This window comes from Streptomyces sp. NPDC007872 (assembly GCF_042868165.1).
Lineage (GTDB): Bacteria > Actinomycetota > Actinomycetes > Streptomycetales > Streptomycetaceae > Streptomyces.
Genome location: NZ_JBIAEA010000002.1, coordinates 884,434 through 907,779, shown reverse-complemented (window position 1 = coordinate 907,779; position 23,346 = coordinate 884,434). Strand labels below are relative to the sequence as shown.

The 23,346-nt window shown below is 73.2% G+C and carries 19 protein-coding genes; 3 read left to right on the top strand and 16 right to left on the bottom strand.

Annotated elements, in window-relative coordinates; translation table 11 throughout:
• Positions 1-106: 106 nt before the first annotated feature.
• The 16 genes from ACFYNX_RS09250 to rsmH all read right to left on the bottom strand — a co-directional run bounded on the left by ACFYNX_RS09250 (position 107) and on the right by rsmH (position 17,808).
• On the bottom strand, positions 107-1,204 hold the full coding sequence (locus ACFYNX_RS09250; protein WP_388659276.1) for a DivIVA domain-containing protein: 1,098 nt from the start codon (positions 1,202-1,204) through the stop codon (positions 107-109).
• Positions 1,205-1,268: 64 nt separating this feature from the next.
• A complete protein-coding gene (locus ACFYNX_RS09245) occupies positions 1,269-1,559 on the bottom strand; it encodes a YggT family protein (protein ID WP_125664559.1) in 291 nt (96 codons plus the stop codon).
• 81 nt (positions 1,560-1,640) lie between these two features.
• Complete coding sequence (locus ACFYNX_RS09240) at positions 1,641-2,261, bottom strand: cell division protein SepF (RefSeq protein WP_030205527.1); 621 nt, start codon at positions 2,259-2,261, stop codon at positions 1,641-1,643.
• 122 nt (positions 2,262-2,383) lie between these two features.
• Complete coding sequence (locus ACFYNX_RS09235; protein WP_388659272.1) at positions 2,384-3,103, bottom strand: YggS family pyridoxal phosphate-dependent enzyme; 720 nt, start codon at positions 3,101-3,103, stop codon at positions 2,384-2,386.
• Positions 3,100-3,879, bottom strand: coding sequence for a peptidoglycan editing factor PgeF (pgeF, locus tag ACFYNX_RS09230; RefSeq protein WP_388659269.1), 780 nt, complete (start codon positions 3,877-3,879; stop codon positions 3,100-3,102). Before pgeF ends, ACFYNX_RS09235 begins: the two co-directional genes overlap by 4 nt.
• Positions 3,876-5,093, bottom strand: a complete 1,218-nt coding sequence (gene ftsZ, locus ACFYNX_RS09225; protein ID WP_365541013.1) for a cell division protein FtsZ — start codon at positions 5,091-5,093, stop codon at positions 3,876-3,878. Before ftsZ ends, pgeF begins: the two co-directional genes overlap by 4 nt.
• A gap of 278 nt (positions 5,094-5,371) precedes the next feature.
• A complete protein-coding gene (locus ACFYNX_RS09220; protein WP_388659266.1) occupies positions 5,372-6,175 on the bottom strand; it encodes a cell division protein FtsQ/DivIB in 804 nt (267 codons plus the stop codon).
• Between the two features lie 34 nt (positions 6,176-6,209).
• Positions 6,210-7,304: an undecaprenyldiphospho-muramoylpentapeptide beta-N-acetylglucosaminyltransferase gene (gene murG / locus ACFYNX_RS09215; RefSeq protein ID WP_125664549.1), complete on the bottom strand. Its 1,095-nt coding sequence runs from the start codon at positions 7,302-7,304 to the stop codon at positions 6,210-6,212.
• A 6-nt stretch (positions 7,305-7,310) separates the two neighbouring features.
• The gene (ftsW, locus tag ACFYNX_RS09210; RefSeq protein WP_365541017.1) at positions 7,311-8,651 is read right to left on the bottom strand and encodes a putative lipid II flippase FtsW; all 1,341 of its coding nucleotides are present in this window, start codon (positions 8,649-8,651) and stop codon (positions 7,311-7,313) included.
• Positions 8,652-8,706: 55 nt separating this feature from the next.
• Complete coding sequence (gene murD / locus ACFYNX_RS09205; protein ID WP_388659262.1) at positions 8,707-10,146, bottom strand: UDP-N-acetylmuramoyl-L-alanine--D-glutamate ligase; 1,440 nt, start codon at positions 10,144-10,146, stop codon at positions 8,707-8,709.
• Complete coding sequence (gene mraY, locus ACFYNX_RS09200) at positions 10,128-11,198, bottom strand: phospho-N-acetylmuramoyl-pentapeptide-transferase (protein ID WP_062756489.1); 1,071 nt, start codon at positions 11,196-11,198, stop codon at positions 10,128-10,130. The genes murD and mraY overlap by 19 nt, the downstream gene beginning before the upstream one ends.
• A complete protein-coding gene (murF, locus tag ACFYNX_RS09195; protein WP_125664543.1) occupies positions 11,195-12,619 on the bottom strand; it encodes a UDP-N-acetylmuramoyl-tripeptide--D-alanyl-D-alanine ligase in 1,425 nt (474 codons plus the stop codon). The genes mraY and murF overlap by 4 nt, the downstream gene beginning before the upstream one ends.
• 4 nt (positions 12,620-12,623) lie before the next feature.
• Positions 12,624-14,315: a UDP-N-acetylmuramoyl-L-alanyl-D-glutamate--2,6-diaminopimelate ligase gene (locus ACFYNX_RS09190; RefSeq protein WP_388659258.1), complete on the bottom strand. Its 1,692-nt coding sequence runs from the start codon at positions 14,313-14,315 to the stop codon at positions 12,624-12,626.
• 16 nt (positions 14,316-14,331) lie between these two features.
• Complete coding sequence (locus ACFYNX_RS09185; protein WP_388659255.1) at positions 14,332-16,329, bottom strand: peptidoglycan D,D-transpeptidase FtsI family protein; 1,998 nt, start codon at positions 16,327-16,329, stop codon at positions 14,332-14,334.
• A gap of 7 nt (positions 16,330-16,336) precedes the next feature.
• Entirely contained in the window at positions 16,337-16,855 is a 519-nt protein-coding gene (locus tag ACFYNX_RS09180; RefSeq protein WP_388659252.1) for a septum formation initiator family protein, read from the bottom strand.
• Complete coding sequence (gene rsmH, locus ACFYNX_RS09175) at positions 16,852-17,808, bottom strand: 16S rRNA (cytosine(1402)-N(4))-methyltransferase RsmH (RefSeq protein WP_365541025.1); 957 nt, start codon at positions 17,806-17,808, stop codon at positions 16,852-16,854. Before rsmH ends, ACFYNX_RS09180 begins: the two co-directional genes overlap by 4 nt.
• Before the next feature lie 541 nt (positions 17,809-18,349).
• Between rsmH and ACFYNX_RS09170 the strand changes: the two genes are divergently transcribed.
• Genes ACFYNX_RS09170 through ACFYNX_RS09160 form a run of 3 tightly spaced genes read left to right on the top strand, consistent with a single transcriptional unit; the run spans position 18,350 to position 23,201 of the window.
• On the top strand, positions 18,350-19,366 hold the full coding sequence (locus tag ACFYNX_RS09170) for an AAA family ATPase (RefSeq protein ID WP_365541027.1): 1,017 nt from the start codon (positions 18,350-18,352) through the stop codon (positions 19,364-19,366).
• A complete protein-coding gene (locus tag ACFYNX_RS09165; RefSeq protein WP_388659249.1) occupies positions 19,366-20,718 on the top strand; it encodes a DUF58 domain-containing protein in 1,353 nt (450 codons plus the stop codon). Before ACFYNX_RS09170 ends, ACFYNX_RS09165 begins: the two co-directional genes overlap by 1 nt.
• Positions 20,715-23,201 carry a transglutaminaseTgpA domain-containing protein gene (locus tag ACFYNX_RS09160; RefSeq protein WP_388659246.1) on the top strand — a complete coding sequence of 829 codons (2,487 nt, stop codon included), beginning with the start codon at positions 20,715-20,717 and terminating at the stop codon, positions 23,199-23,201. The genes ACFYNX_RS09165 and ACFYNX_RS09160 overlap by 4 nt, the downstream gene beginning before the upstream one ends.
• Positions 23,202-23,346 lie beyond the last annotated feature (145 nt).

Here is a 23,346-nt window from a genome sequence, read left to right as displayed (position 1 = left end):
GAGCCCGCACGTCTCCACACACGACGAAGGGCCGGCCCCCGGTTTCCCGGGAGCCGGCCCTCGTAGCCTGCCGACGGCTACGCGCTCGTCGCGCGATCGCCCGCCGTCAGTTGTCGTCCTCGTCGATCAGGAAGCCCCGCATCGGCGCCGGAGCCTGCTGCATCGGCTGCGGTGCCTGCGGACGGACCGGAGCCATCGGCTGGGTCATCGCCGGGGACATCTGCTGCTGACCGCCGCCGTAGGACGGGGCGCCGCCCATGGACGGGCCGCCACCCATCGTGCCGCCGCCGTAGGACGGGGCACCGGCGCCGGCCGAGGCCATCGACGGAGCCGGCGGCAGCGAGGCCGCGGCCGGGGCCCGCGGCGGAGCCAGCGAGTCGTCGGCCTGGGTCTCGAGCTGGCGGAGCTGGGACTCCAGGTACGACTTCAGGCGCGTGCGGTACTCGCGCTCGAAGCCCCGCAGGTCCTCGACCTTGCGCTCGAGGGTGGCGCGGGCGGACTCCAGGGAGCCCATCGCGACGCGGTGCTTCTCCTGCGCGTCCCGCTCCAGGGCGTCGGCCTTGGCGCGGGCGTCCCGCTCCAGGCCCTCGGCGCGCGAGCGCGCCTCGCCGACGATCTTGTTGGCCTCGGAACGGGCCTCCGCGATCGCCTGGTCGGCGGTCTGCTGGGCCAGCGAGAGGACACGCGCGGCGCTGTCGCCGCCCGGAGCCTGCGCGGGCTGCTGCTGCATCTGCTGCGGGTGGCCCATCGGACCGCCCTGCATCGGGCCGGGACCCATCGGTCCACCCTGCATGGGGCCGCCCTGCATCGGGCCGGGACCCATGGGCCCGCCCTGCATGGGGCCGCCCTGCATGGGGCCGGCGGGAAGCTGAGGAGCACCGGAAGGCAACTGCGGCGGGCCCATCTGCGGCGGCTGCTGCTGGACCGGCGGTCCGGATATGGCGGCGGGGACCGGGGCCCCGGGACCGACGGGACGATCCTGCTGCTCCGGGGGCTTGCGCATGCCCTGCTGCTGCTGGTTCTGCGCGGCGGCGCGCGTCGCGGCGGCCAGCTTGGCGCGCAGGTCCTCGTTCTCGCGAAGCAGGCGGGTCAGCTCGGCCTCGACCTCGTCGAGGAAGGCATCGACCTCGTCCTCGTCATAGCCTTCTCGAAGGCGGACGGTCGTGAACTGCTTGTTCCGCACGTCCTCGGGAGTCAGCGGCATCTCTTCTTCACCTCTACGTAGTCGTCGGCAGTCGGCAAGACCGTATCGTCCACACGCACCTCACTCACCTCGCGAAGCTGCTGACGAGGGAGATCAGGATCCAGACGATGATCATCAGAACGAAGAAGGACAGGTCGAGTGCCACGCCCCCGAGACGCAGCGGCGGGATCAGCCGCCGCAGAAGCTTGAGCGGTGGGTCGGTGACAGTGTAAGTGGCCTCAAGGACGACCACCATCGCCTTACCGGGTTCCCATGAACGGGCGAACTGGAAGACGTAGTCCATGACAAGCCGGACGATCAGGAGGACGAGGAAGCACATCAGCACGATGTAGACCACCTGTAGTGCGACGCCCATCCCGCGTTTCCCTCTCCCCTGGCTTGCGTGCTCTCGCTCGTCCGGCCGCCCTCGCGACCGGTCCGTCCGGTTCCTGTGTTCTCAGCTCTGGTTGAAGAATCCGCCCTCTGCGATCCGGGCCTTGTCCTCCGCCGTGACATCGACGTTAGCAGGAGACAACAGGAACACCTTCTGCGTCACGCGCTCAATGCTGCCATGGAGCCCGAAGACGAGTCCGGCGGCAAAGTCGACAAGTCGCTTCGCGTCCGTGTCGTCCATCTCCGTGAGGTTCATGATCACGGGGGTGCCCTCACGGAAGTGTTCCCCGATGGTACGGGCCTCGTTGTAGGTCCGGGGGTGCAGCGTGGTGATGCGGTAGGGCTCCCGCTCGGACACGACCTTGGGCATGATCACCGGTGCGTTCTTCTCCAGGCTCGGGCGTTCGGGTGTGATGGATGCCACGGGGGCAATTCGGGCCGGACGTCCGCTTTCGGCGAGTACCGGGACGGAATGGGCGACGGGCTCCCGGGGCGCCGGGGGCTTCACCACGCGTACCGGTTCCTCGTGCTCCACCTGTCGCGGGGGAACGTGACGCCGGTCGCGCTCGGGCTCCGGCTCCAGCTCGGGTTCGAAGTCGTCGTCGGGGTCGAAGCCCCGGCCGTCGTACCCATCGTCCTCCACGAGGCCGAGGTAGACCGCCATCTTGCGCATCGCGCCGGCCATTCTCCGATTCCTCCGCTCTGTGGTGGATCGGCCTTGTCACCAAGTGCCGGCGATCCACGGGCCGTCCCGCCGTTCTGCGGAATGACCATATTTTCTGCTGTGGTCCGACTTGCTTCGCGACGTTACCCGAGCTTCGGGCGGACTCCGAGTACCGCCGTACCGACGCGTACGTGTGTCGCCCCGGCGGCGACGGCCTCTTCGAGGTCTCCGCTCATCCCTGCCGACACCATGTTCGCAGTCGGACGGGTCGCGCGCAGGGCAGTCGACAAATCCATCAGCCGGTCGAAGGCCGCGCGGGGTTCGCCGGCGTACGGGCCGGCGAGCGGGGCGACCGTCATCAGGCCGTCGAGCCGCAGCCCGGGGGCGGCGTCCACGGCCGCCGCCAACTCCTCGATCCCGTCCGGCGCCACGCCGCCGCGGTCGCCGCGCTCGCCGGCCTCCGCGTCGAGCGCGACCTGGATCAGGCAGCCGAGTTCGGTCCCCTTCCCCTCCGCGGCGGCGGAGAGGGCGGAGACGAGCTTCGGGCGGTCGACGGACTGCACCACATCGGCATAACCGGCCACGGACCTGACCTTGTTGGTCTGCAACTGGCCCACGAAGTGCCAGGTGAGGTCGAGATCGGCACAGGCGGCCGCCTTGGGCGCGGCGTCCTGGTCCCGGTTCTCGGCGACGTGCCGAACGCCCAGGCCGTGGAGGATTCTCACGTCGCTCGCGGGGTAGGTCTTGGTCACCACGATCAGGGTGACCTCCTCGCGCGCGCGCCCTGCGGCGGTGCAGGCGGCGGCGATGCGCGCCTCCACCCGGGCCAGGTTCTCGGCGAGTTCCGCCGTGCGGTCCGTCATGAGCTCTTTCCTGCCGGGGATCCGGGGGCCGCGCCCCGGGAGGAATCGGCGTCCAACCAGACATATCCCGCGAGTCGCCCCGTGGTGCGGTCGCGGCGGTACGAGTAGTGGTCGCGGGACTCCAGGGTGCAGATCCCGGCGTCCTCGACGTCCCGGACCCCGAGCCGGGCGAGCTGCGCGCGCACTCCGGCGGCGACGTCGACGGCGGGGGTCCCCCAGGAGGTCTCCGCGGCGGCGTCCGGCTCGACGGCCGCGACCTCGGCGCGCATCGCCTCCGGCACCTCGTAGCACCGTCCGCAGACGGACGGTCCGGTGCGGGCGACGATCCGGGCGGGGTCGGCGCCCAGGCCGGTCATGGCCCTCACGGCGGCCGGGACGACCCCGGCGACCATGCCGGGCCGTCCGGCGTGGGCGGCGGCCGCGACCCCGGCGACGGGGTCGGCGAGCAGGACCGGGACGCAGTCGGCGGTGAGGACGGCGAGGGCGAGCCCGCGCCGGGCGGTGACGAGGGCGTCGACGGAGGGGATCTCCGCGTCGCCCCAGGGGCCTTCGACCTCGGCCACGTCGGCGCCGTGCACCTGGTTCATCCAGACCACCCGGGCCGGGTCGAGCCCGAGGCTCCCGGCGGCGAGCGACCGGTTGGCGAGCACGGCCCCGGGGTCGTCGCCCACCGCGCCGCCGAGGTTGAGCTCCTCGTACGGAACGGCGCTCACCCCGCCCCACCGGTCGGTGAAGGCGAAGTGCGCGCCGTTCGCGTCGAAGCGACATCCTATCACTTCAGGAAGTCCGGGACGTCCAGCTCCTCGGCCTGGCTGTCCGCGTACGGACGGGCCGGGGGGACCACCGGCGGTGCCGGGGTCAGCGGGGCCTCGTTGACGGCCGGGGCCGGGGGCTCGACCGGCGCGGGGGCCGGGTCCTCGCGCGGGGTCACCGTGCCGAGGCCGCCCAGCGGGCGGGAGGTCTCGGTGGCGCGGGGCGCCGGGGCGGGCTCCTCGCGCTTGGCGGAGACCGAGCCGATGATGTTGTCCCGGCGGGCCGGCGGCTGGCCGCCGTCGAAGCCGGCCGCGATGACGGTGACCCGGACCTCGTCGCCCAGGGCGTCGTCGATGACGGCGCCGAAGATGATGTTGGCCTCGGGGTGGGCCGCCTCGCTGACCAACTGCGCCGCCTCGTTGATCTCGAAGAGGCCGAGGTCGCTGCCGCCGGAGATGGAGAGCAGCACGCCGCGGGCGCCGTCGATGGAGGCCTCCAGGAGCGGCGAGGAGATCGCCATCTCCGCGGCGGCCACCGCGCGGTCGTCGCCGCGGGCGGAGCCGATGCCCATGAGGGCCGAACCGGCCTCGGACATGACCGACTTGACGTCGGCGAAGTCGAGGTTGATCAGACCCGGGGTGGTGATGAGGTCGGTGATGCCCTGGACACCGCTCAGGAGGACCTGGTCGGCCGACTTGAAGGCGTCGAGCACGGAGACCTGGCGGTCCGAGATCGAGAGCAGCCGGTCGTTGGGGATGACGATGAGGGTGTCGACCTCTTCGCGGAGCTCGGCGATGCCGTCCTCCGCCTGGTTGGCGCGGCGACGGCCCTCGAAGGTGAACGGGCGGGTGACCACGCCGATCGTGAGGGCGCCGAGCGAGCGCGCGATGTTGGCGACGACGGGGGCGCCGCCGGTGCCGGTGCCGCCGCCTTCGCCGGCGGTGACGAAGACCATGTCGGCCCCCTTGAGGACCTCCTCGATCTCCTCACGGTGGTCCTCTGCCGCCTTGCGACCGACGGCCGGGTTCGCCCCGGCCCCGAGGCCGCGGGTGAGTTCACGGCCGACGTCGAGCTTGACGTCGGCGTCGCTCATCAACAGCGCTTGCGCGTCGGTGTTGATCGCGATGAACTCGACGCCCTTGAGACCGACCTCGATCATTCGGTTGATGGCATTGACACCACCGCCGCCGACACCGATGACCTTGATGACTGCGAGGTAGTTCTGCGGTGCTGCCACGTCGAAGGCCTCTCGCCTCGAGTTACGTGTCGCCACCGCGCGGTTGACCGCGCTGCGACGACGGATGCCGATTGGGACGGTCCGAAACGCCGACCCAAACCCTAACGTTGAAGTTTAGGGTTACCAGTGTCTCTGTTCGCTGGACTCTTCCGAACAGGACACTAAGTCGACAAGTGGCGCACGTTCAACGAACACGCCGAACCTCCCGTTTTTCTTTTCACCCTATGTGATCACCCGTAGCGCTGGCCAACCAGGGTGCTGGCCAGCGCTGATGCCCGTCAACTCCCCGACGCGGCGGGGGCCGTGGGGGCACTTACGTCGAAGTGCCCCGCTTTGGGAACGGCCTTCATGAGGGCGGTGAGGACCCGGGCCTTGGCGGTGCCGTGTTCGCCGCTGCCCCAGAGGACGGTGCGCCCGCCGGTCAGTTCGAGCGTGACGGAGTCGTACGAGGTGACGCGGACGGCCCGGGTGTCCCGGGCGACCTCCGCCGGGAGTTCGCCCCGGACGCGGACCGCCTCCCCGAGCAGCCGGTCCGTGCCGAAGCGGCGGAGGCTCGGGGAGGACGAGGCGTCGAGGACCAGCAGGGGAACGCCCCGGGGGGCGGTGGCGACGGTGGCGAACCGCACGCCGCTCCTGTCCACTTCGGTGAACTTTCCGCCCTTTTCGATGAGCAGGGCCGGCTGCCGTTCCGTCACCCGGAGGTCGATTCCGTGCGGCCAGGACCGCACGACCTCGATCGACTCGATCCGGGGCAGCAGTTGCCGGGTCCTGGCCACGATGGCGTCGGTGTCGACGGAGGCGAGCGGGGCGCCGGCCGGGACGGCCGCGGCCTTCTCGACCTGGGCCGCGGTCAGGACCCGCGTGCCGGAAGTCTTCACACGTTCCACACGGAACCAGTCCGACCCGTAGAGCGCCCAGAGGACGCCGACGGCGACCGCCGCGAGGCCGAGCGCGGAGAGCAGGAGCCGGGGCGCGGGCACCCGGAACCTTCGATTCCGGGCGCCCTGCCGGGACGGACCGTCCGACGGCCCCTTCGACCCGCGTGCGCCGCCCCTCTCGGCGGTCGTCGGTGCGGTTGCCACCCGGCGCCTCCTGCCTTCCGTCCGGAGCGCCGCGCTACGCCTGGCGGCGGGCGGCGATCGCCTCGTACACCATGCCGACGAGCAGGTCGTCGGCGTCCCGGCGACCGAACTCGGCGGCGGCGCGGGACATCTCGTACAACCGGTGCGGATCGGCCAGTACGGGCAGGACGTTGCCCTGCACCCACTGCGGCGTCAGCTCCGCGTCGTCGACGAGGAGCCCGCCGCCGGCCTTGACCACCGGCTGGGCGTTGAGCCGCTGTTCGCCGTTGCCGATGGGCAGCGGGACGTAGGCGGCGGGCAGCCCGACGGCGGAGAGCTCGGCGACGGTCATCGCGCCCGCGCGGCAGAGCATCATGTCGGCCGCGGCGTACGCGAGATCCATCCGGTCCACGTACGGTACCGGTACGTACGGCGGCATACCGGGCATGTTGTCGACGCGCGGCATTTCGTTCTTCGGGCCGACCGCGTGCAGGATCTGGATCCCGGAGCGCTGGAGCACCGGGGCGACCTGCTGGACGACCTCGTTGAGGCGCCGGGCGCCCTGCGAGCCGCCCGAGACGAGCAGCGTCGGCAGGTTCGGGTCGAGCCCGAACGCGGCGCGCGCCTCGGGGCGCACCCGGGCCCGGTCGAGGGTGGCGATGGTGTGCCGCAGCGGGATGCCGATGTAGCGGGCGTTGCGGAGCTTGCTGTCCGGGGTGGCGACGGCGACCCCGGCCGCGTACCGCGAACCGATCTTGTTGGCCAGGCCGGGCCGGGCGTTGGCCTCGTGGACCACGATCGGCACCCCGAGCCGCTTGGCGGCCAGATAGCCGGGCAGGGCCACGTAGCCGCCGAAGCCGACCACGCAGTCCGCCTTGGTGCGCTCCAGGACCTGCTCGGCCGCCTTGATCGTGCCGCGCAGCCGCCCGGGGACGGTGATCAGCTCGGGGGTGGGCTTGCGGGGCAGCGGTACGGCGGGGATGAGCGCCAACTCGTAGCCCCGCTCGGGCACGAGGCGGGTCTCCAGACCCTTCTCCGTGCCGAGCGCCGTGATCCCCACGCTGGGGTCCTGCCTGCGCAGGGCGTCCGCGAGGGCGAGCGCGGGCTCGATGTGGCCGGCGGTCCCCCCACCGGCGAGTACGACATGCACCGAAATTCACCGCTCTCCGGACGGACGCTTCTTCACGCGCCGTCGCATCGACTTCCATCTCTTCCCGACCCGCTTGCCCCAACCGGGGCGGCGCATGGCCAGGGCCGCTTTCGCGGCGGGTTCCTGTCGCGCGAAGGCGATGAGGAGCCCGACGGCGAACATGGTCGGCAGCAGGGCCGACCCTCCGTAGGAGAACAGCGGGAGCGGGACACCGGCGATCGGCAGCAGGCCGAGCACCGCACCGATGTTGATCACGGCCTGCGCCGTGATCCAGGTGGTCACACCTCCCGCGGCGAACCTCACGAAGGGGTCCTCCGTGCCTCCGGCCACGCGGATACCCGCATAGCCTAGAGCCGCGAACAGGGCGAGTACCGACAGCGTCCCCGCGAGGCCCAGTTCCTCACCGGTGACCGCGAAGATGAAGTCGGTGTGCGCCTCGGGCAGTTGGCCCCATTTCTCCACGCTCGCACCGAGCCCGGATCCGAACCATCCGCCCGACGCCAGAGCATAGATTCCGTGCGCGGCCTGGAGGCAGGGGGCTCCGTCGCCGCCGGGGTCGGACGCGCCGATGCACTGGAAGCGCTTCATGCGGTTGGCGCTCGTCTTGATGAGCAGCACGCCGATCGCGCCGGCGACGGTGAGCACCCCGACGAAGAGCCGGGTGGGCGCGCCGGCCGTCCAGAGCAGGCCGAAGAGGATCGCGGCGAGGACGATCGAGGTGCCCATGTCGCCGCCGAGCATGATCAGTCCGAGCAGCATGAAGGCGCCCGGGACCAGCGGCACCAGCATGTGCTTCCACTGGGTCAGGAGCCGCATGTCCTGCTTGCGGGCGAGCAGGTCGGCGCCCCACAGGATCAGCGCCAGCTTGCCGAACTCGCTGGGCTGGAGCTGGAAGGGGCCGCCGAGGGAGATCCAGTTCTGGTTGCCGTTGACCGCGTGCCCTATCCCGGGGATCTGCACGAGGGCCATCAGGAAGACCGCGCCGACCAGGATCGGGTAGGCGAGCGCCCGGTGCAGCCTCACCGGCATCCGGGAGGCCAGGAAGAGCAGTCCGGTGCCGAGGAGCGCGGCGAAGAACTGCTTCCGGAAGAAGTAGGAGGGCACCAGCTCGTAGCGGAGCGCGGTGATCATCGAGGCGGAGTAGACCATCACGAGCCCGAGGCCGGTGATGAGCATCCCGGCGCCGATGATCACGTAGTACGCCGTGAGAGGGCGGTCCCAGGCCTTCCTGGCCCGCTCGTGGAGTCCCCGGATCCCTCCGCCGCGCGCCCGCCGCGGGGGCGCGGGAGCCCGCCCCCCGCCGCGTGCGGCGGAGGGCCGGCGCGTCCCGGCGGTCTTGCTCGGCATGGTCGCCGTCCCCTCCGGTCGTGTCCGGTGCGGCCGGACCCTCCCACTGGTCGGGTCAGGCGTCCCCGGCGGCGGCGAGGGCGCGGACCGCGTCCGCGAAGGCCTCGCCGCGCTCGTTGTAGTTGGTGAACATGTCCATCGAGGCACAGGCCGGGGCGAGCAGGACCGTGTCCCCCGGGCGGGCGAGCCGGGCCGCCTCGCGGACCGCCTCGGACATCGCCCCAGTGTCGGTCCGGTCGAGGTCGACCACCGGGACCTCCGGGGCGTGTCGCGCCAGGGCTTCGCGGATCAGGGCCCGGTCGGCGCCGATCAGGACGGCCCCGCGCAGCCGCTGCGCGGACTTCTGGACGAGCTCGTCGAAGGTCGCGCCCTTGGCGAGGCCGCCGGCGATCCAGACGATCGGGTCGTAGGCCGCCAACGAGGCTTCCGCCGCGTGGGTGTTGGTGGCCTTGGAGTCGTCGACGTAGGTGACTTCCCCGACCTCCTCGACCCGTTCGATGCGGTGCGGGTCGGGCCGGAAGGCCTTCAGGCCGTCCCGTACGGCCTTGGCGTCGACGCCGAAGGCGCGGGCCAGGGCGGCGGCCGCGAGGGCGTTGGCGATGTTGTGCGGAGCCGGGGGCTGCACGTCGGCGACCTCGGCCAGCTCCTGGGCGTTCTCCCGCCGGTTCTCGACGAAGGCCCGGTCGACGAGGAGGCCCTCGACGACGCCCAGTTCGGAGGGGCCGGGGGTGCCGAGGGTGAAGCCGATCGCGCGGCAGCCCTCCTCGACGTCGGCCTCGCGGACCAGGTCCTCGGTCACCTTGTCGGCCGTGTTGTAGACGCAGGCGATCCGGTTGCCCTCGTAGATCCGGCCCTTGTCGGCGGCGTACGCCTCCATGGAGCCGTGCCAGTCGAGGTGGTCGGGCGCCAGGTTGAGGACGGCGGCCGAGTGGGCGCGGACCGAGGGCGCCCAGTGGAGCTGGTAGCTGGAGAGTTCGACGGCGAGCACGTCGTACTCCCGCTCGCCGAGGACGGCGTCGAGGAGCGAGACGCCGATGTTGCCGACGGCGGCGGTCCGCAGTCCGGCCGCCTCCAGGATCGAGGCGAGCATCCGCACGGTCGTGGTCTTGCCGTTGGTGCCGGTGACGGCGAGCCAGGGGGCGGCTCCGGGGCCCCTGAGCCGCCAGGCCAGTTCGACGTCGCCCCAGACCTCCACGCCCGCCTCGGCGGCGGCCGTGAAGAGGGGCTTGTCGGGGCGCCAGCCGGGGGCGGTGACGATCAGCTCGGTGCCGGTCGGCAGGGTGTCGCCGTCGCCGAGGCGGACGGTGATCCCCTCGGCCTCCAGTGCGGCCGCCTGGGCCCGGGAGCGCTCGTCGTCGCCGTCGTTGACGACGGTCACGCGCGCGCCGAGGGCGCCCAGGACGCGGGCGGCCGGGATGCCGGAGACGCCGAGTCCCGCGACGGTGACGTTCTTGCCGTTCCAGTCGAGCCGTTCTGTCACTTGTCCGCTGCCCATCCCGCGTAGAAGAGGCCCAGGCCCACGATCACGCACATGCCCTGGATGATCCAGAACCGGACGACGACCAGGACCTCGGACCACCCCTTGAGTTCGAAGTGGTGCTGGAGGGGGGCCATCCGGAAGACGCGCTTGCCGGTCATCTTGAACGAGCCGACCTGGATGACCACGGACATCGTGATCAGCACGAACAGGCCGCCGAGCAGCGCGAGGAGGAGCTCCGTGCGGGAGCAGATGGCGAGGCCGGCGAGGGCGCCGCCGAGGGCGAGCGAGCCGGTGTCGCCCATGAAGATCTTGGCGGGCGAGGTGTTCCACCACAGGAAGCCGAAGCAGGCTCCCATGAGGGCGGAGGCCACGACCGCGAGGTCCAGCGGGTCGCGGACCTCGAAGCAGGCGTTGGGGTTGGTGAGGGTCAGCGCGTTGGCACAGGACTCCTGGAACTGCCAGAGCCCGATGAAGGTGTACGCGCCGAAGACCATCACGGAGGCGCCGGTGGCCAGGCCGTCCAGACCGTCCGTCAGGTTCACGCCGTTGGACATGGCCAGGATCATGAAGAGCGCCCAGACCACGAAGAGCACCGGGCCGATGGTCCAGCCGAAGTCCGTGATGAAGGAGAGCTTCTCGGAGGCCGGGGTGAGTCCGCGCGAGTCGGAGAACTGGAGCGCGAGCACCGCGAAGGCGATGCCCACGATGAGCTGTCCGGCCATCTTCGCCTTGGCCCGCAGACCGAGCGACCGCTGCTTGACGATCTTGATGTAGTCGTCGAGGAAGCCGACCAGGCCCATGCCCGCCATCAGGAAGAGGACGAGCACGCCGGAGTACGAGACGGGTTCACCGGTGATGACCTTGGCCAGCGCGTACGCGATGAGCGTGGCCAGGATGAAGGAGATGCCGCCCATGGTGGGCGTGCCCTTCTTCCCGGCGTGGCCGCGCGGGCCGTCGTCCCGGATGAACTGCCCGTACCCCTTGCGCGCGAGCAGCTTGATGAGCAGCGGGGTGCCGATCAGGGTCAGGAAGAGCCCGATGGCCCCCGCGAAGAGGATCTGCCTCATCGGCCGGTGACCTCGCCCTCGGTGTCGAGGAGAGCCAGGGCGACCTGTTCGAGACCGACCGACCTGGAAGCCTTCACAAGGACGACGTCCCCCGGGCGCAGCTCACTGCGCAACAGGTCGACCGCCGCCTGCGCGTCGGACACGTGCACCGACTCCTCACCCCACGAACCCTCGTTATATGCGCCCAGTTGCAGCCAGGACGCTTCCCTGTCCCCGACCGCCACGAGCTTGCTGACGTTGAGCCGGACGGCGAGCCGTCCGACCGCGTCGTGCTCGACGAGCGATGCGTCCCCGAGCTCGGCCATCTTGCCGAGCACCGCCCACGTACGGGCCCCCCGGGCCTGTGCGGCCCGGCCCATGGCCGCGAGCGCGCGCAGGGCGGCCCGCATGGACTCGGGGTTCGCGTTGTAGGCGTCGTTGACGATCGTCACGCCGTCCGGACGCTCGGTGACCTCCATGCGCCAGCGCGACAGGGAGCCGGCCTCGGAGAGCGCGGTGGCGATCTCTTCGACAGGCATGCCCAGCTCGTGCGCGACGGCGGCCGCGGCGAGCGCGTTCGACACGTGGTGCTCACCGTACAGGCGCAAGGTCACGTCGCTGCACCCGGTGGGTGTGTGAAGGCGGAAAGAGGGCCTCCCGGTCTCGGTGAGGTGGACGTTCTCGGCACGTACGGCCGCTTCGTCCGCTTCTCCGAACAGGGTCACGCGGGCCTTGGTGCGGTCGGCCATCGCGCGCACGAGGGGGTCGTCGGCGTTGAGGACCGCCACGCCCCCCTCGGCCTCGGTCGGGAGCGACTCGACCATCTCGCCCTTCGCCAGGGCGATCTGCTCCCGGCCGCCGAACTCGCCGATGTGGGCGGAGCCCACGTTGAGGACGAGGCCGATGCGGGGCGGGGTGAGGGTGGTGAGGTAGCGGATGTGGCCGATTCCGCGCGCGCCCATCTCCAGGACCAGGTGCCGGGTCTCGTCGGTCGCGCGGAGCGCCGTGAGGGGCAGGCCGATCTCGTTGTTGAGCGAACCGGGCGTCCACACGGTGGGGGCGTGCTTCTCCAGGACCTGGGCGATCAGGTCCTTGGTGGAGGTCTTGCCCGCCGATCCGGTGAGGGCGACGACATCGGTGCCGAGGCGTTCGACGACCGTTCGGGCGAGGGCCCCGAGGGCGGTCTGGACGTCGTCCACGACGATCGCGGGCACGCCGACGGGGCGGGCGGCGAGCACGGCCGTGGCACCCGCCTCGACGGCGCGCGCCGCGTAGTCGTGGCCGTCGACGCGCTCACCGGCGAAGGCGGCGAAGAGGCTGCCGGCCCGCACCTCGCGGGAGTCGATGACGACGGGCCCGGTGATCCGGGCGGCCGGATCCGGTATGTCGTGCGCCTGCCCGCCGACGATTTCGGCGATCTCGGCGAGGGAGAGGGCGATCACTGCTTCATCCCTGACTGTTCTGGTGGCTGGCTTCGGCACTGCTGGTCGGCGGGGCGGCCGGGGTCTTCCGGCCGAGGATCGCGGCGCGCAGGACCTCGCGGTCGTCGAAGGGGCGGACGGCCCCGGCGATCTCCTGGCCCTGTTCGTGTCCCTTGCCCGCGACCAGGACGGTGTCGCCCGGCCGGGCGCGGGCGACGGCCGCGGCGATGGCGGCGGCGCGGTCGGCGAGGACGAGCACCTCGCCGCGCTCCTCCGCGGGGACCCCGGCGGCGCCCGTGAACATGGCGGTGAGGATGGCGAGGGGGTCCTCGGAGCGGGGGTTGTCCGAGGTCAGGACGGCGGTGTCGGCGAGCCGGGCGGCGGCGGCGCCCATCGGGCCGCGCTTGGTGACGTCCCGGTCGCCGCCGCAGCCGATGACCACGTGCAGCCGGCCCTCGGTGACCTCGCGCAGGGAGCGCAGGACCGATTCGACGGCGTCCGTCTTGTGCGCGTAGTCGACGACCGCGAGGTACGGCTGGCCGGCGTCGACGCGCTCCAGGCGGCCGGGGACGCCGGGGACGGCCGCGACGCCCTCGGCCGCGGCCTTCGGGTCGAGGCCGGCGGCGGCGAGGACGGCGATGGCGGCGAGGGTGTTGGCGACGTTGAACGGGCCGGGCAGCGGGGCGGTGGCGGGGATCCGCTCGCCCCGGGGGCCGACGGCGGTGAACGTCGAGTCGTGGGAGCCCAGGACGAGGTCCTCGGCGCGCCAGTCGGCGTCGGCGCGGCCCTCGGCGGAGAAGGTGAGGACCGGGACGCCGGCCTCCTTCACGAGCCTGCGGCCGTACGCGTCGTCGAGGTTGACCACGCCCAGGCGGCTGCGCTCGGGCGTGAAGAGCCCGGCCTTGGCCTGGAAGTAGTCCTCCATGTCGGAGTGGAACTCCATGTGCTCCGGGCTGAGGTTGTTGAAGACGGCGACGTCGAAGACGCAGCCGTCGACCCGGCCGAGCACGAGGGCGTGGCTGGAGACCTCCATGGCGACGGCCTCGACGCCCCGTTCGCGCATGACGGCGAAGAGGGCCTGGAGGTCGGTGGCCTCGGGGGTGGTGCGCTCGGACTTGATGCGCTCGTCGCCGATCCGCATCTCGACGGTGCCGACGAGTCCGGTGCGCCGTCCGGCGCCGCGCAGGCCGCCCTCGACCAGGTAGGCCGTGGTGGTCTTGCCGGAGGTGCCGGTGATGCCGATCCGCAGGAGGTCGGCGCCGGGCCGTCCGTAGATCTCGGCGGCGAGTTCGCCCATCCGGGCGCGCGGGTCCTCGACGACCAGGACCGGCAGTCCGGTGGCGGCGGCGCGTTCGGCGCCCGCCGGGTCGGTGAGGATCGCGGCGGCTCCGAGTCCGGCGGCCTGGGCGACGAAGTCGGCGCCGTGGAGGCGGGCGCCGGGCAGGGCGGCGTAGACGTCCCCCGGGCGCACGGCCCGGGAGTCGTGGGTGATGCCCGAGATCTCGGCGTCGCCCGGGGTGTCGGTCCCCAGGTGCGCGGCCAGGTCGCCCAGGGGTGTCGGGCGGACCCGCTCCGGCCGTGGCGGGGTGGTTCGGTACTGATCAGCGTGTGGCACGGCGGTGAGCGTACCGGGCCCACCCTGTGGGGGGCCAAAAGAGGCCGGGGCCTCGCCGGAGTTCGATTTCCGGTTCCCGGAATGGGGGGTGATCGTTGTCACTGGTGCTCCCGGAGTGTCACGGGGTGGGATCGAAGACGACCGGCAGTCGGGCGGGGCCGCTGCCCGTGGGGGCGATGTGGAGGGTCTTGAGGGCGAACTCCATGACCTTCTTGTAGATGGGTCCGCAGATCTGGCCGCCGAAGTAGCTTCCCTTGGTGGGGTTCTGGATGGCGCAGTAGACGGTGACGCGCGGCGCGTCGGCGGGGGCGAAGCCGGCGAAGGAGGCGGTGTAGCCCTTGTAGCGGCCGAGTTCGGGGTCGACGCGGTTGGCGGTGCCGGTCTTGCCGGCGACGCGGTAGCCGGGGATCGCGGCGCGGGTGCCGGTGCCCTCCCGGTCGTCGACGACGGACTCCAGCATGGCGGCGAGGGTCTTGGCGGTCTTCTCGCTGACCACCCGGGACTCCTCGGGCCGGGGGGCCGGGGCGAAGCGTCCGTCGGGGCCCTTGGTGCCGCGCACGAGGGTGGGGGCGACCCGTACGCCTCCGTTGGCGATGGTCGAGTACACGGAGGCGGCCTGCATGGCGTTGAGGGAGAGGCCCTGGCCGAAGGGGATCGTGTACTGCTGCGAGGTGGACCAGTCCCCGGGCCCGGCGAGGATGCCGGGGGTCTCCCCGGGGTAGCCGAGGCCGGTGGGGCTGCCGATGCCGAACCTGCGCAGGTAGGAGTGGAGCACCTTGTTCGACTCGGCCTGGGTGGCGCCGAGGCGGCCGGTGGCGAGGATGGTGCCGATGTTGCTGGACTTGGCGAGGACGCCGTTGAGCGTCAGGTACCAGGTCGGGTGGTCGATGTCGTCCTTGAAGAGCCGGTCGCCGCGGTGGAGCCGGTTGGGGACGGTGACGTGGGTGTCGGGGGCGGCCTTGCCCTCCTCCAGGACGGCGGCCATGGACATGACCTTGCTGGTGGAGCCGGGCTCGTAGGCGTCCTGGAGGGCGGCGTTGCCCATGGAGGCGGCGTTGGCGGCGGAGAGGTCGTTGGGGTCGAAGCCGGGGGCGTTGGCCATGGCGAGGACCTCGCCGGTGCGGGTGTCCTGCACGATGACGTAGCCGCGGTCGGCCCTGGACTTCTTCACCTGCTCGGTGATGGCCTGCTGGGCGGCCCACTGGATGTCCCGGTCGATGGTCAGCTCGATGTTCGAGCCGGGGACGGCGGGGGTGCCCTGGGAGCCCGCGGTGGGCACCTGGCGGCCGCCGGACTGGGTGAAGCGGATCTTGCCGTCCTTGCCGGCGAGCCGCGGGTCGAGCATGGACTCCAGGCCGCCGGCGCCCCGGCCCTCGGCGTTGACGTAGCCCAGTATCCCGGCGGCGAGTTCGCCGTTCGGGTAGACGCGCTTGGTGCTGGGCTCGCTGAGGACGCCGCCGAGGAGGTTGATCCCGTTGCCCCCGGCGGCGGGCTGGGACTTCTGTCCGTAGACCTTCTTGAGGTCCTTGATCTGGTTCCAGACCTGGGGGGTCTGCTTGCGGGCGAGCAGGGTGTAGCGGGACTTGGGGGTGCGGAGCTTCTTGGCGAGCTCGGCGGGCGGCTTGCCGAGGATCGGGGCGAGGAGGGCGGCCGCCTGTTCGGGGGCGTCCGCGACCTTGCTCTCCTCGGGGGTGAAGAGCTTGGGGTCGGCGGTGATGTCGTACGCGTCGACGCTGGCGGCGAGCGCGATGCCGTTGCGGTCGGTGATCTCGCCGCGCTCGGCGGAGAGCGTGTACTCCTGGAAGCGGTACTTGTCGGCCTTGGCCGCGTACGCGTCGGCGTCCACGGCCTGGACCTGGAGCAGCCGGACGACGAAGACCAGCATGACGAGGGTCAGGCCGAGGGAGACCAGGCGCAGCCGGGGCCGGGGGCTGCCGAGCTTGATGGTGCGGGGCCTGCGGGCCGGGGGCCGGGGCGCGGGCCGCCCGGCCCCGGCCGCCGGGCGCGGCGCGGGGCGGGCCGTGCGGGTGCCGACGGAGGCCGCCCGGCCCGGCCGGGGCCGGGCGGGCCGGGCGGGACCGGGGACGCGGCGGCGCGGGGGCTCCTGGGGGGGCACTGCTCGGTCACCTGCCGGAGGTCGTGGGAGCGGTTGCGGGGGACGCGGGCGCGGTCGGCGCCGGGCCGGTGCCGGTGGGGTCCGTGCCGGTGCCGGCCGTGCCCGTCGGCGGCTCCGGGGAGGTGGCGGAGGCCGTCGGCACCGGGTTCGCCGTCGGGAAGGGGGCGGCGGAGGGGCGGCCGAGGACCCTGCCGTCCGGGCCGAGGAAGGCGGGGCTGCCGCCCGGGACCATGCCGAGCTCGCGGGCCCGCCGCTCCAGGGCGTCGGGGGCCGCGTAGTCGTCCACGTCCCGCTGGAGCGCCTGCTCCTCGTCGGTGAGCTCGGTGGTCTCGTTCTTCAGCTCGTTCAGCTTGAAGGAGCCCTGGTTGAGCGCCGAGTTCAGCAGGAGCAGGCTGATCAGGCCGCCGCCGAGCAGCACGACGACGAGCAGGACGAAGGGTGTGCGGGCGGCCGTGCTGGGACCGGACGGCATGAGCCGTCCGAGCCGCGCGGCCCGCCCTTTGAGGGGCCCCTTCGCCGTGCTCACAGGACGTCTTCCCGGATGCGCTCGACGCCCCGCAGCCGGGCCGGGGCGGCGCGCCGGTTCTCGGCGACCTCCTCCTCGGTGGGCAGCTCGGCGCCGCGCGTGAGCAGCTTCAGCCGGGGCTGGTACTTCTCGGGGACGACCGGCAGGCCGGGCGGGGCGGTGGTGGCCGCGCCGGCCGCGAAGACCTGCTTGACGATCCGGTCCTCCAGGGACTGGTACGAGAGGACGGCGATCCGGCCGCCGACGGCGAGGGCCTTCACGGCCGCCGGGATCGCCCTCTCGACGCTGTCGAGCTCGTGGTTGACCTCGATGCGCAGGGCCTGGAAGGTGCGCTTGGCCGGGTTGCCGCCGGTGCGCTTGGCGGCCTGGGGCAGGGCGTCGCGGATGAGCTCGACGAGCCGGGCGCTGGTGGTGAACGGCTCCTTCTCGCGCTCGCGCACGATCGCGGAGACGATCCGCTTGGCCTGCTTCTCCTCGCCGTACGCGCGCAGGATGCGGACCAGTTCGCCGGGCGGGTAGGTGTTGAGCACCTCGGCCGCGCCGATGCCGGTCGACTGGTCCATGCGCATGTCGAGCGGGGCGTCCTGGGCGTAGGCGAAGCCGCGGTCGGCCTCGTCGAGCTGCATGGAGGAGACGCCCAGGTCGAACAGGACGCCGTCCACCCGCGGGATGCCGAGCCGGTCGAGGACCTCGGGCAGCTCGTCGTACACCGCGTGGACGAGGGTGGCCCGCTCGCCGTAGGGGGCGAGCCGTTCGCCGGAGAGCCGCAGGGCCTCCTTGTCCCGGTCGAGGGCGACGAGCCGCACCTCGGGGAACCGCTTCAGCAGGGCCTCGCTGTGGCCGCCGAGCCCCAGGGTGCAGTCGACGACGACCGCGCCGGGGCGCTCCAGGGCGGGGGCCAACATGTCCAGGCACCGCTGGAGCATCACCGGGACGTGTCGGTCGTTGCTCAATGCGCCTTCTCAATTCGGGCACGGGGGCACGTACCGCCGGGTCCCCGCCCGCTCGCTGGGGAGAAGCGGTCGTCCGGCGCCGGAAGGGCGCGTCGGCCGACCGGCGAGCGGGAGGAGGCCGAGCCGTGGGTACCGCCGCGCACATGGGGGAGAAACCGCGGAAATCGCTCGTTGTCTCCGTGAACTTCGCGTCACTTTAGTCCACGGGACCCGCCGGTCAATCAACCCGCTGGCGCGTCGCACGGCCCCGGCGGTTCCGTCGGACATTCCGGGCGGCTCACTCGTTCGGGGCGCGTCTCTCCCTCCTGTGGGTCACCTCACACAGCGGCCCGTTGACGCTCCCCGCCCCGTCCCGCGCCGGGCCGCGCGGACCCGCGCCGCCGACCGGGTTTAACGGTCGAAACTCCGGCATTTCCTCCGTACTTGCCGGCGGCCGAGTGACACGACCCGGCCGCGCCAACAAGAATGCCCGGGTGGACACCTCACGAAGATCCCACCGGGGGCGGGTGTCCATGTGTTTCGGAAGGCCGAGGAGGGCCGGGTGACGACCTATGACGATCGAGCGAGCCTCACTGATCTGACCGCCACTGTGGAGCGCGTCCGCAGGTCGGTGGAGAGCGTGATCGAGGGCAAGCCCGAGGTCGTACGGCTTTCGCTGACCGTGCTGCTCGCCGAGGGGCACCTCCTCATCGAGGACGTGCCCGGCGTCGGCAAGACCATGCTGGCCAAGACCCTGGCCCGGTCCATCGACTGCTCGGTGCGCCGCATCCAGTTCACGCCGGACCTGCTGCCCTCGGACGTCACGGGCGTGTCGATCTTCGACCAGCAGCGCCGGGAGTTCGAGTTCAAGCCGGGCGCGATCTTCGCCCAGATCGTGATCGGCGACGAGATCAACCGCGCCTCGCCGAAGACCCAGTCCGCGCTCCTGGAGTCCATGGAGGAGCGGCAGGTCACCATCGACGGGCAGACGTACGAGCTGCCCAGCCCGTTCATGGTCGTGGCCACCCAGAACCCGGTCGAGATGGAGGGCACCTACCCGCTGCCCGAGGCCCAGCGCGACCGCTTCATGGCCCGGGTCTCCATCGGCTATCCGAGCGCCGAGGCCGAGTTCCAGATGCTCGACGTGCACGGCGCGGTCAACCCGCTGGACGACCTCCAGCCGGTCGCGCACGCCCACGACGTCCTGAAGCTGATCGAGGCGGTGCGCGCGGTGCACGTCGCCGACGCCGTGCGCCGGTACGCGGTCGACCTCGTCGCCGCCACCCGCACCCACCCCGACCTGCGGCTCGGCGCCTCCCCGCGGGCCACCCTCCACCTGCTGCGGGCCGCGCGGGCCTCCGCCGCGCTCAGCGGCCGCGCGTACGTGCTGCCCGACGACCTCCAGGAGCTCGCCGCGCCCGTCCTCGCCCACCGGCTGCTGCCGACGGCGCAGGCCCAGCTCAACCGCCGCACCGCCGAGCAGGTCGTCCAGGACATCCTGCAGCGCACCCCCGTACCGGCCGCGGCCCCGCCCGCCGGGCCGCTCTACGGCCAGCAGCCCGGCGCCCGGCGGCTGTGATGACGAGCGCCGCCGTGCCGGACGGGCAGCGGGGCGACGACGACCGGGGCGGGCTGCGGGCCGCCCTGAGCGGCCTGACCACCCGCGGCCGTTCCTTCCTCGCCGCCGGGGTGGCCGCCGCCGTCTGCGCGTACGTCCTCGGCCAGGCCGACCTGCTGCGCGTCGGGCTGCTGCTCGCCGTCCTGCCGCTGATCTGCGTCCTGGTGCTGCACCGGACCCGCTACCGGGTCGCGACCTCGCGCCTGCTCACCCCGCAGCGGGTGGAGACGGGCACCGAGGCCCGGGTCAGGCTGCGGATGGAGAACGTCTCCAAGCTGCCCACCGGGCTGCTCATGCTCCAGGACCACGTGCCGTACATGCTGGGGTCCCGCCCGCGTTTCGTCCTCGACCGGGTCGAGGCGGGCGGGCGGCGCGAGGTGTCCTACCGGGTCCGCTCGGACCTGCGCGGACGCTTCCCGCTCGGGCCGCTCCAGTTGCGGCTGAGCGACCCCTTCGGGATGTGCGAGCTGACCCGCTCCTTCAGCGCGTACGACACCCTCACCGTCGTGCCCAGGACCGAGGCCCTGCCGCCGGTCGGGCCCTTCGGCGAGTCCGCCGGGTACGGCGAGGGGCAGCGGCGGGCGCTCGCCCTCGCCGGCGACGACGACGTCATCCCCCGCGCCTACCGCCACGGCGACGACCTGCGCCGGGTGCACTGGCGCTCCACCGCCCGCTACGGCGAGCTGATGGTCCGCCGCGAGGAGCAGCCGCAGCGCGCCCGCTGCACCGTCCTCCTCGACACCCGCGAGGTCGCCTACCGGGGCGCGGGGCCCGACTCCGCCTTCGAGTGGGCGGTCTCCGGCGCCGCCTCCGCGCTCGTCCACATGCTGGAGCGCGGCTACACGGTCCGGCTGCTCACCGACACCGGCAGCGCGGTCCCCGGCGAGGGCGCCGAGGGCTTCGGCGGCTCGGTGCAGGACCCGGCGGACTCGGCCGGTCTGATGATGGACACCCTCGCGGTCGTCGACCACTCCGAGGGGGCCGGGCTCTCGCGCGCCTCCGACGTGCTGCGGACCGGCGGCGACGGGCTGCTCGTCGCCTTCTTCGGCGACCTCGACGAGGAGCAGGCCGCGCTCGTGGCCCGGATGCACGGGCGCACCGGCGCGGCCGTCGCCTTCGTCCTGGACTCCGGCGCCTGGCTGACCGGCGGTTCGGTCTCCGGGGCGGTCGAGAAGCGTCTGCGGCAGTTGCGCGAGGCGGGCTGGACGGCGATCGCCGCCCCGCCCGGGGCGCGGCTCGCCGATCTGTGGCAGCAGGCGGCCGGCGTCCGCGCGGAGGCCGCCGCCGACACCCCCTACGGAGGATGGGCATGAGCGGGCGCGCACGGCTGACGCTGGCCTCCTGGGCCGCCACCCTGATGGCGGCCGGGGCCCTGCTCCCGCTGGTGAAGCCGGCGACCTGGATCTTCACGGCGGCCTTCGTGCTCGCCCTGGTGAGCGGAACGGGCACGCTGGTCCGGCGGGCGGCGCCGGCCCGGTCCCTGACCCCGGCCGCCCAGGCCGTGGTCGCGCTGCTCGCACTGACCGCGCTCTTCGCCCGCGAGCAGGCGGTCCTCTGGCTCTTCCCGGGGCCGCGGGCGGTGACGTACGCCGCCGAGCTGTTCCGGACGGGCGCCGAGGACGTGGGCCGGTACGCGGTCCCCGCGCCGGACACCGAGGGCATCCGGCTCATGCTGGTCGGCGGCGTGGTCGTGATCGGGATCCTGGTGGACGCCCTCGCGGTCACCTTCCGCAGGGCGGCCCCGGCCGGTCTGCCGCTGCTCGCCCTGTACTCGGTGGCGGCGGGCCTCTCCGGCGGCGGCGCGGGCGGGCTCTGGTTCCTCCTGGCGGGGGCGGGCTATCTGCTGCTGCTCCTCGCCGAGGGCCGGGACCGGCTCTCGCAGTGGGGGCGGGTCTTCGGCGGCGCCCAGCGCACCGGCCGGCCCGGCACCACCGTCGGCAGCGGCGGTCCGTCCTTCGCGCCGGTCCGCACCGGGCGCCGGATCGGGGCCGTGGCCATGGGGGTCGCGCTCGTGGTGCCGTTCGCGCTGCCCGGTCTGAACGGCGGCCTCCTCCTGAACGGCGGGGGCGGCGAGGGGTCCGGGGGCAGCGGCGGGGGCGGCACGATCTCCACCGTGAACCCCCTGGTCTCCCTCCAGGACGACCTGCGCCAGCAGGAGGACCGGGAGGTCCTGCGCTACCGGACCAACGCCACCGACACCAGCGGCATGTACCTGCGCCTCGTCGCGCTCGACCAGTTCGACGGCCTGTCGTGGAAGTCCTCGGTCCGTCCGATCGTGGACGTGCCGGAGCGGCTCCCGTGGCCGGAGGGGCTCGCGCAGGACGTCCGGGTCACCGAGGTGACCGGCAACTTCGTCGCCTCCGGGAACTACGAGCAGAAGTGGCTGCCCATGCCGTACCCGGCCGCCCGGGTCGACGTCGAGGGGAACTGGCGGTACGAGCCGGCCGGCCGGATGCTGGTCGGCGACGGCAAGCAGACCACCCGGGGCGCCCGCTACCAGGTGGCCAGTCTGGACGTGCGGCCGACGGCGGAGCAGCTCGCCGCCGCCGGACCCGCCCCGCAGGAGCTGCGCGCCGAGTACACCAAGGTGCCCCCGTCGCTGCCGGCCGACGTGAGGGCGACGGCCCTGAAGGTCACCGAGGGCGCGCGCAACGACTACGAGCGGGCGGTGCGGCTCCAGGACTGGTTCGCCCGGGACGGCGGCTTCCGCTACGACGTGGACGTGAAGTCCGGCACGGGGGTGCAGGCGGTCTCCCGCTTCCTGAAGGACAAGGAGGGCTTCTGCGTCCACTTCTCCTTCTCGATGGCGGCGATGGCCCGCTCGCTCGGCATCCCGGCCCGGGTGGCCGTGGGCTTCATGCCGGGCACGCCGCAGACCGACGGATCGGTGTCGGTCGGCATCCGGGACGCGCACGCGTGGCCGGAGCTGTACTTCGAGGGGGCGGGCTGGACGCGGTTCGAGCCGACCCCGGCGCGGGGCTCCACCCCGGCGTACGCCCGGGCGACCACGCCCTCGGGCTCGGCCACCGCGCCCGCGCAGCCGCAGCAGAGCGCCTCGGCGCAGCCGTCCGCCGCGCCGAGCGCCTCGGACGGCTGCACGCCGCAGATGCGCAAGCTCGGCGACTGCGGCCCGGATCCGGCGGTGGCCGGGGCGGCCCCGGAGGACTCCGGTCCCGACCCGCTGAACACGGCCCTGGTCGTCCTGGGCGTGGTCGCGCTCCTGGTCCTGCCGCTGCTTCCGCTGTTCTGGCGGATCCGGACCCGCTCCCGGCGGCTCGGGCCGGCCGGGTCGTGGGACCCGGAGGAGACGGCGCCGTCCGGAGCGGCACCCGCCGGGGGACGGCCCGGCCGGGTCGCGGCGCGGGGCGCCGGAGGGACGGCGGCGCGGACGCTCGCGGTCTGGCGGGAGGTCAACGACACGGCCTGGGACTACGGGGTCGAGCCGGACGAGTCGCAGACGCCCCGGCGCGCGGCGGCGCGGATCGTGCGCCTGGGCGAGCTGCGGGGCGAGTCCACCGACGCGGTGCACCGGGTGGCGCGGGCGGTGGAGGAGGTGCTGTACGCGCCCCGGCCGCAGCCGGTCGCGGACCTGGCCGAGGAGGCCGGGCGGGTCCGGGCGGGCTTCCACGCGGGCGCGGACCGTCGCACCCGGTTGCGCGCCCTGCTCGCCCCCCGCTCGGCGGTCCGGGTCCGCTGGGCGGCCTCGGCCCGCTGGGCGGAGACGACGGCCCGCTGGTCGGAGCGCCGCGGCGCCCTGACGGCCCGCTTCCGCCGGGCCCCGCACGGGGCGGGCTGAGGGAGCCGCTCGGGGGGGGGGAGGGGGTGTGGGGCGTGCGGACCGCCCCCCCACCCCCCGGGGCCCGGGGGCCCGAACAACCACAACCCCCCCCGGGCCGCCCCCCGAGGGCGGCCGGCCCCGGCGGGGGCCGGTGGTAGGAGGG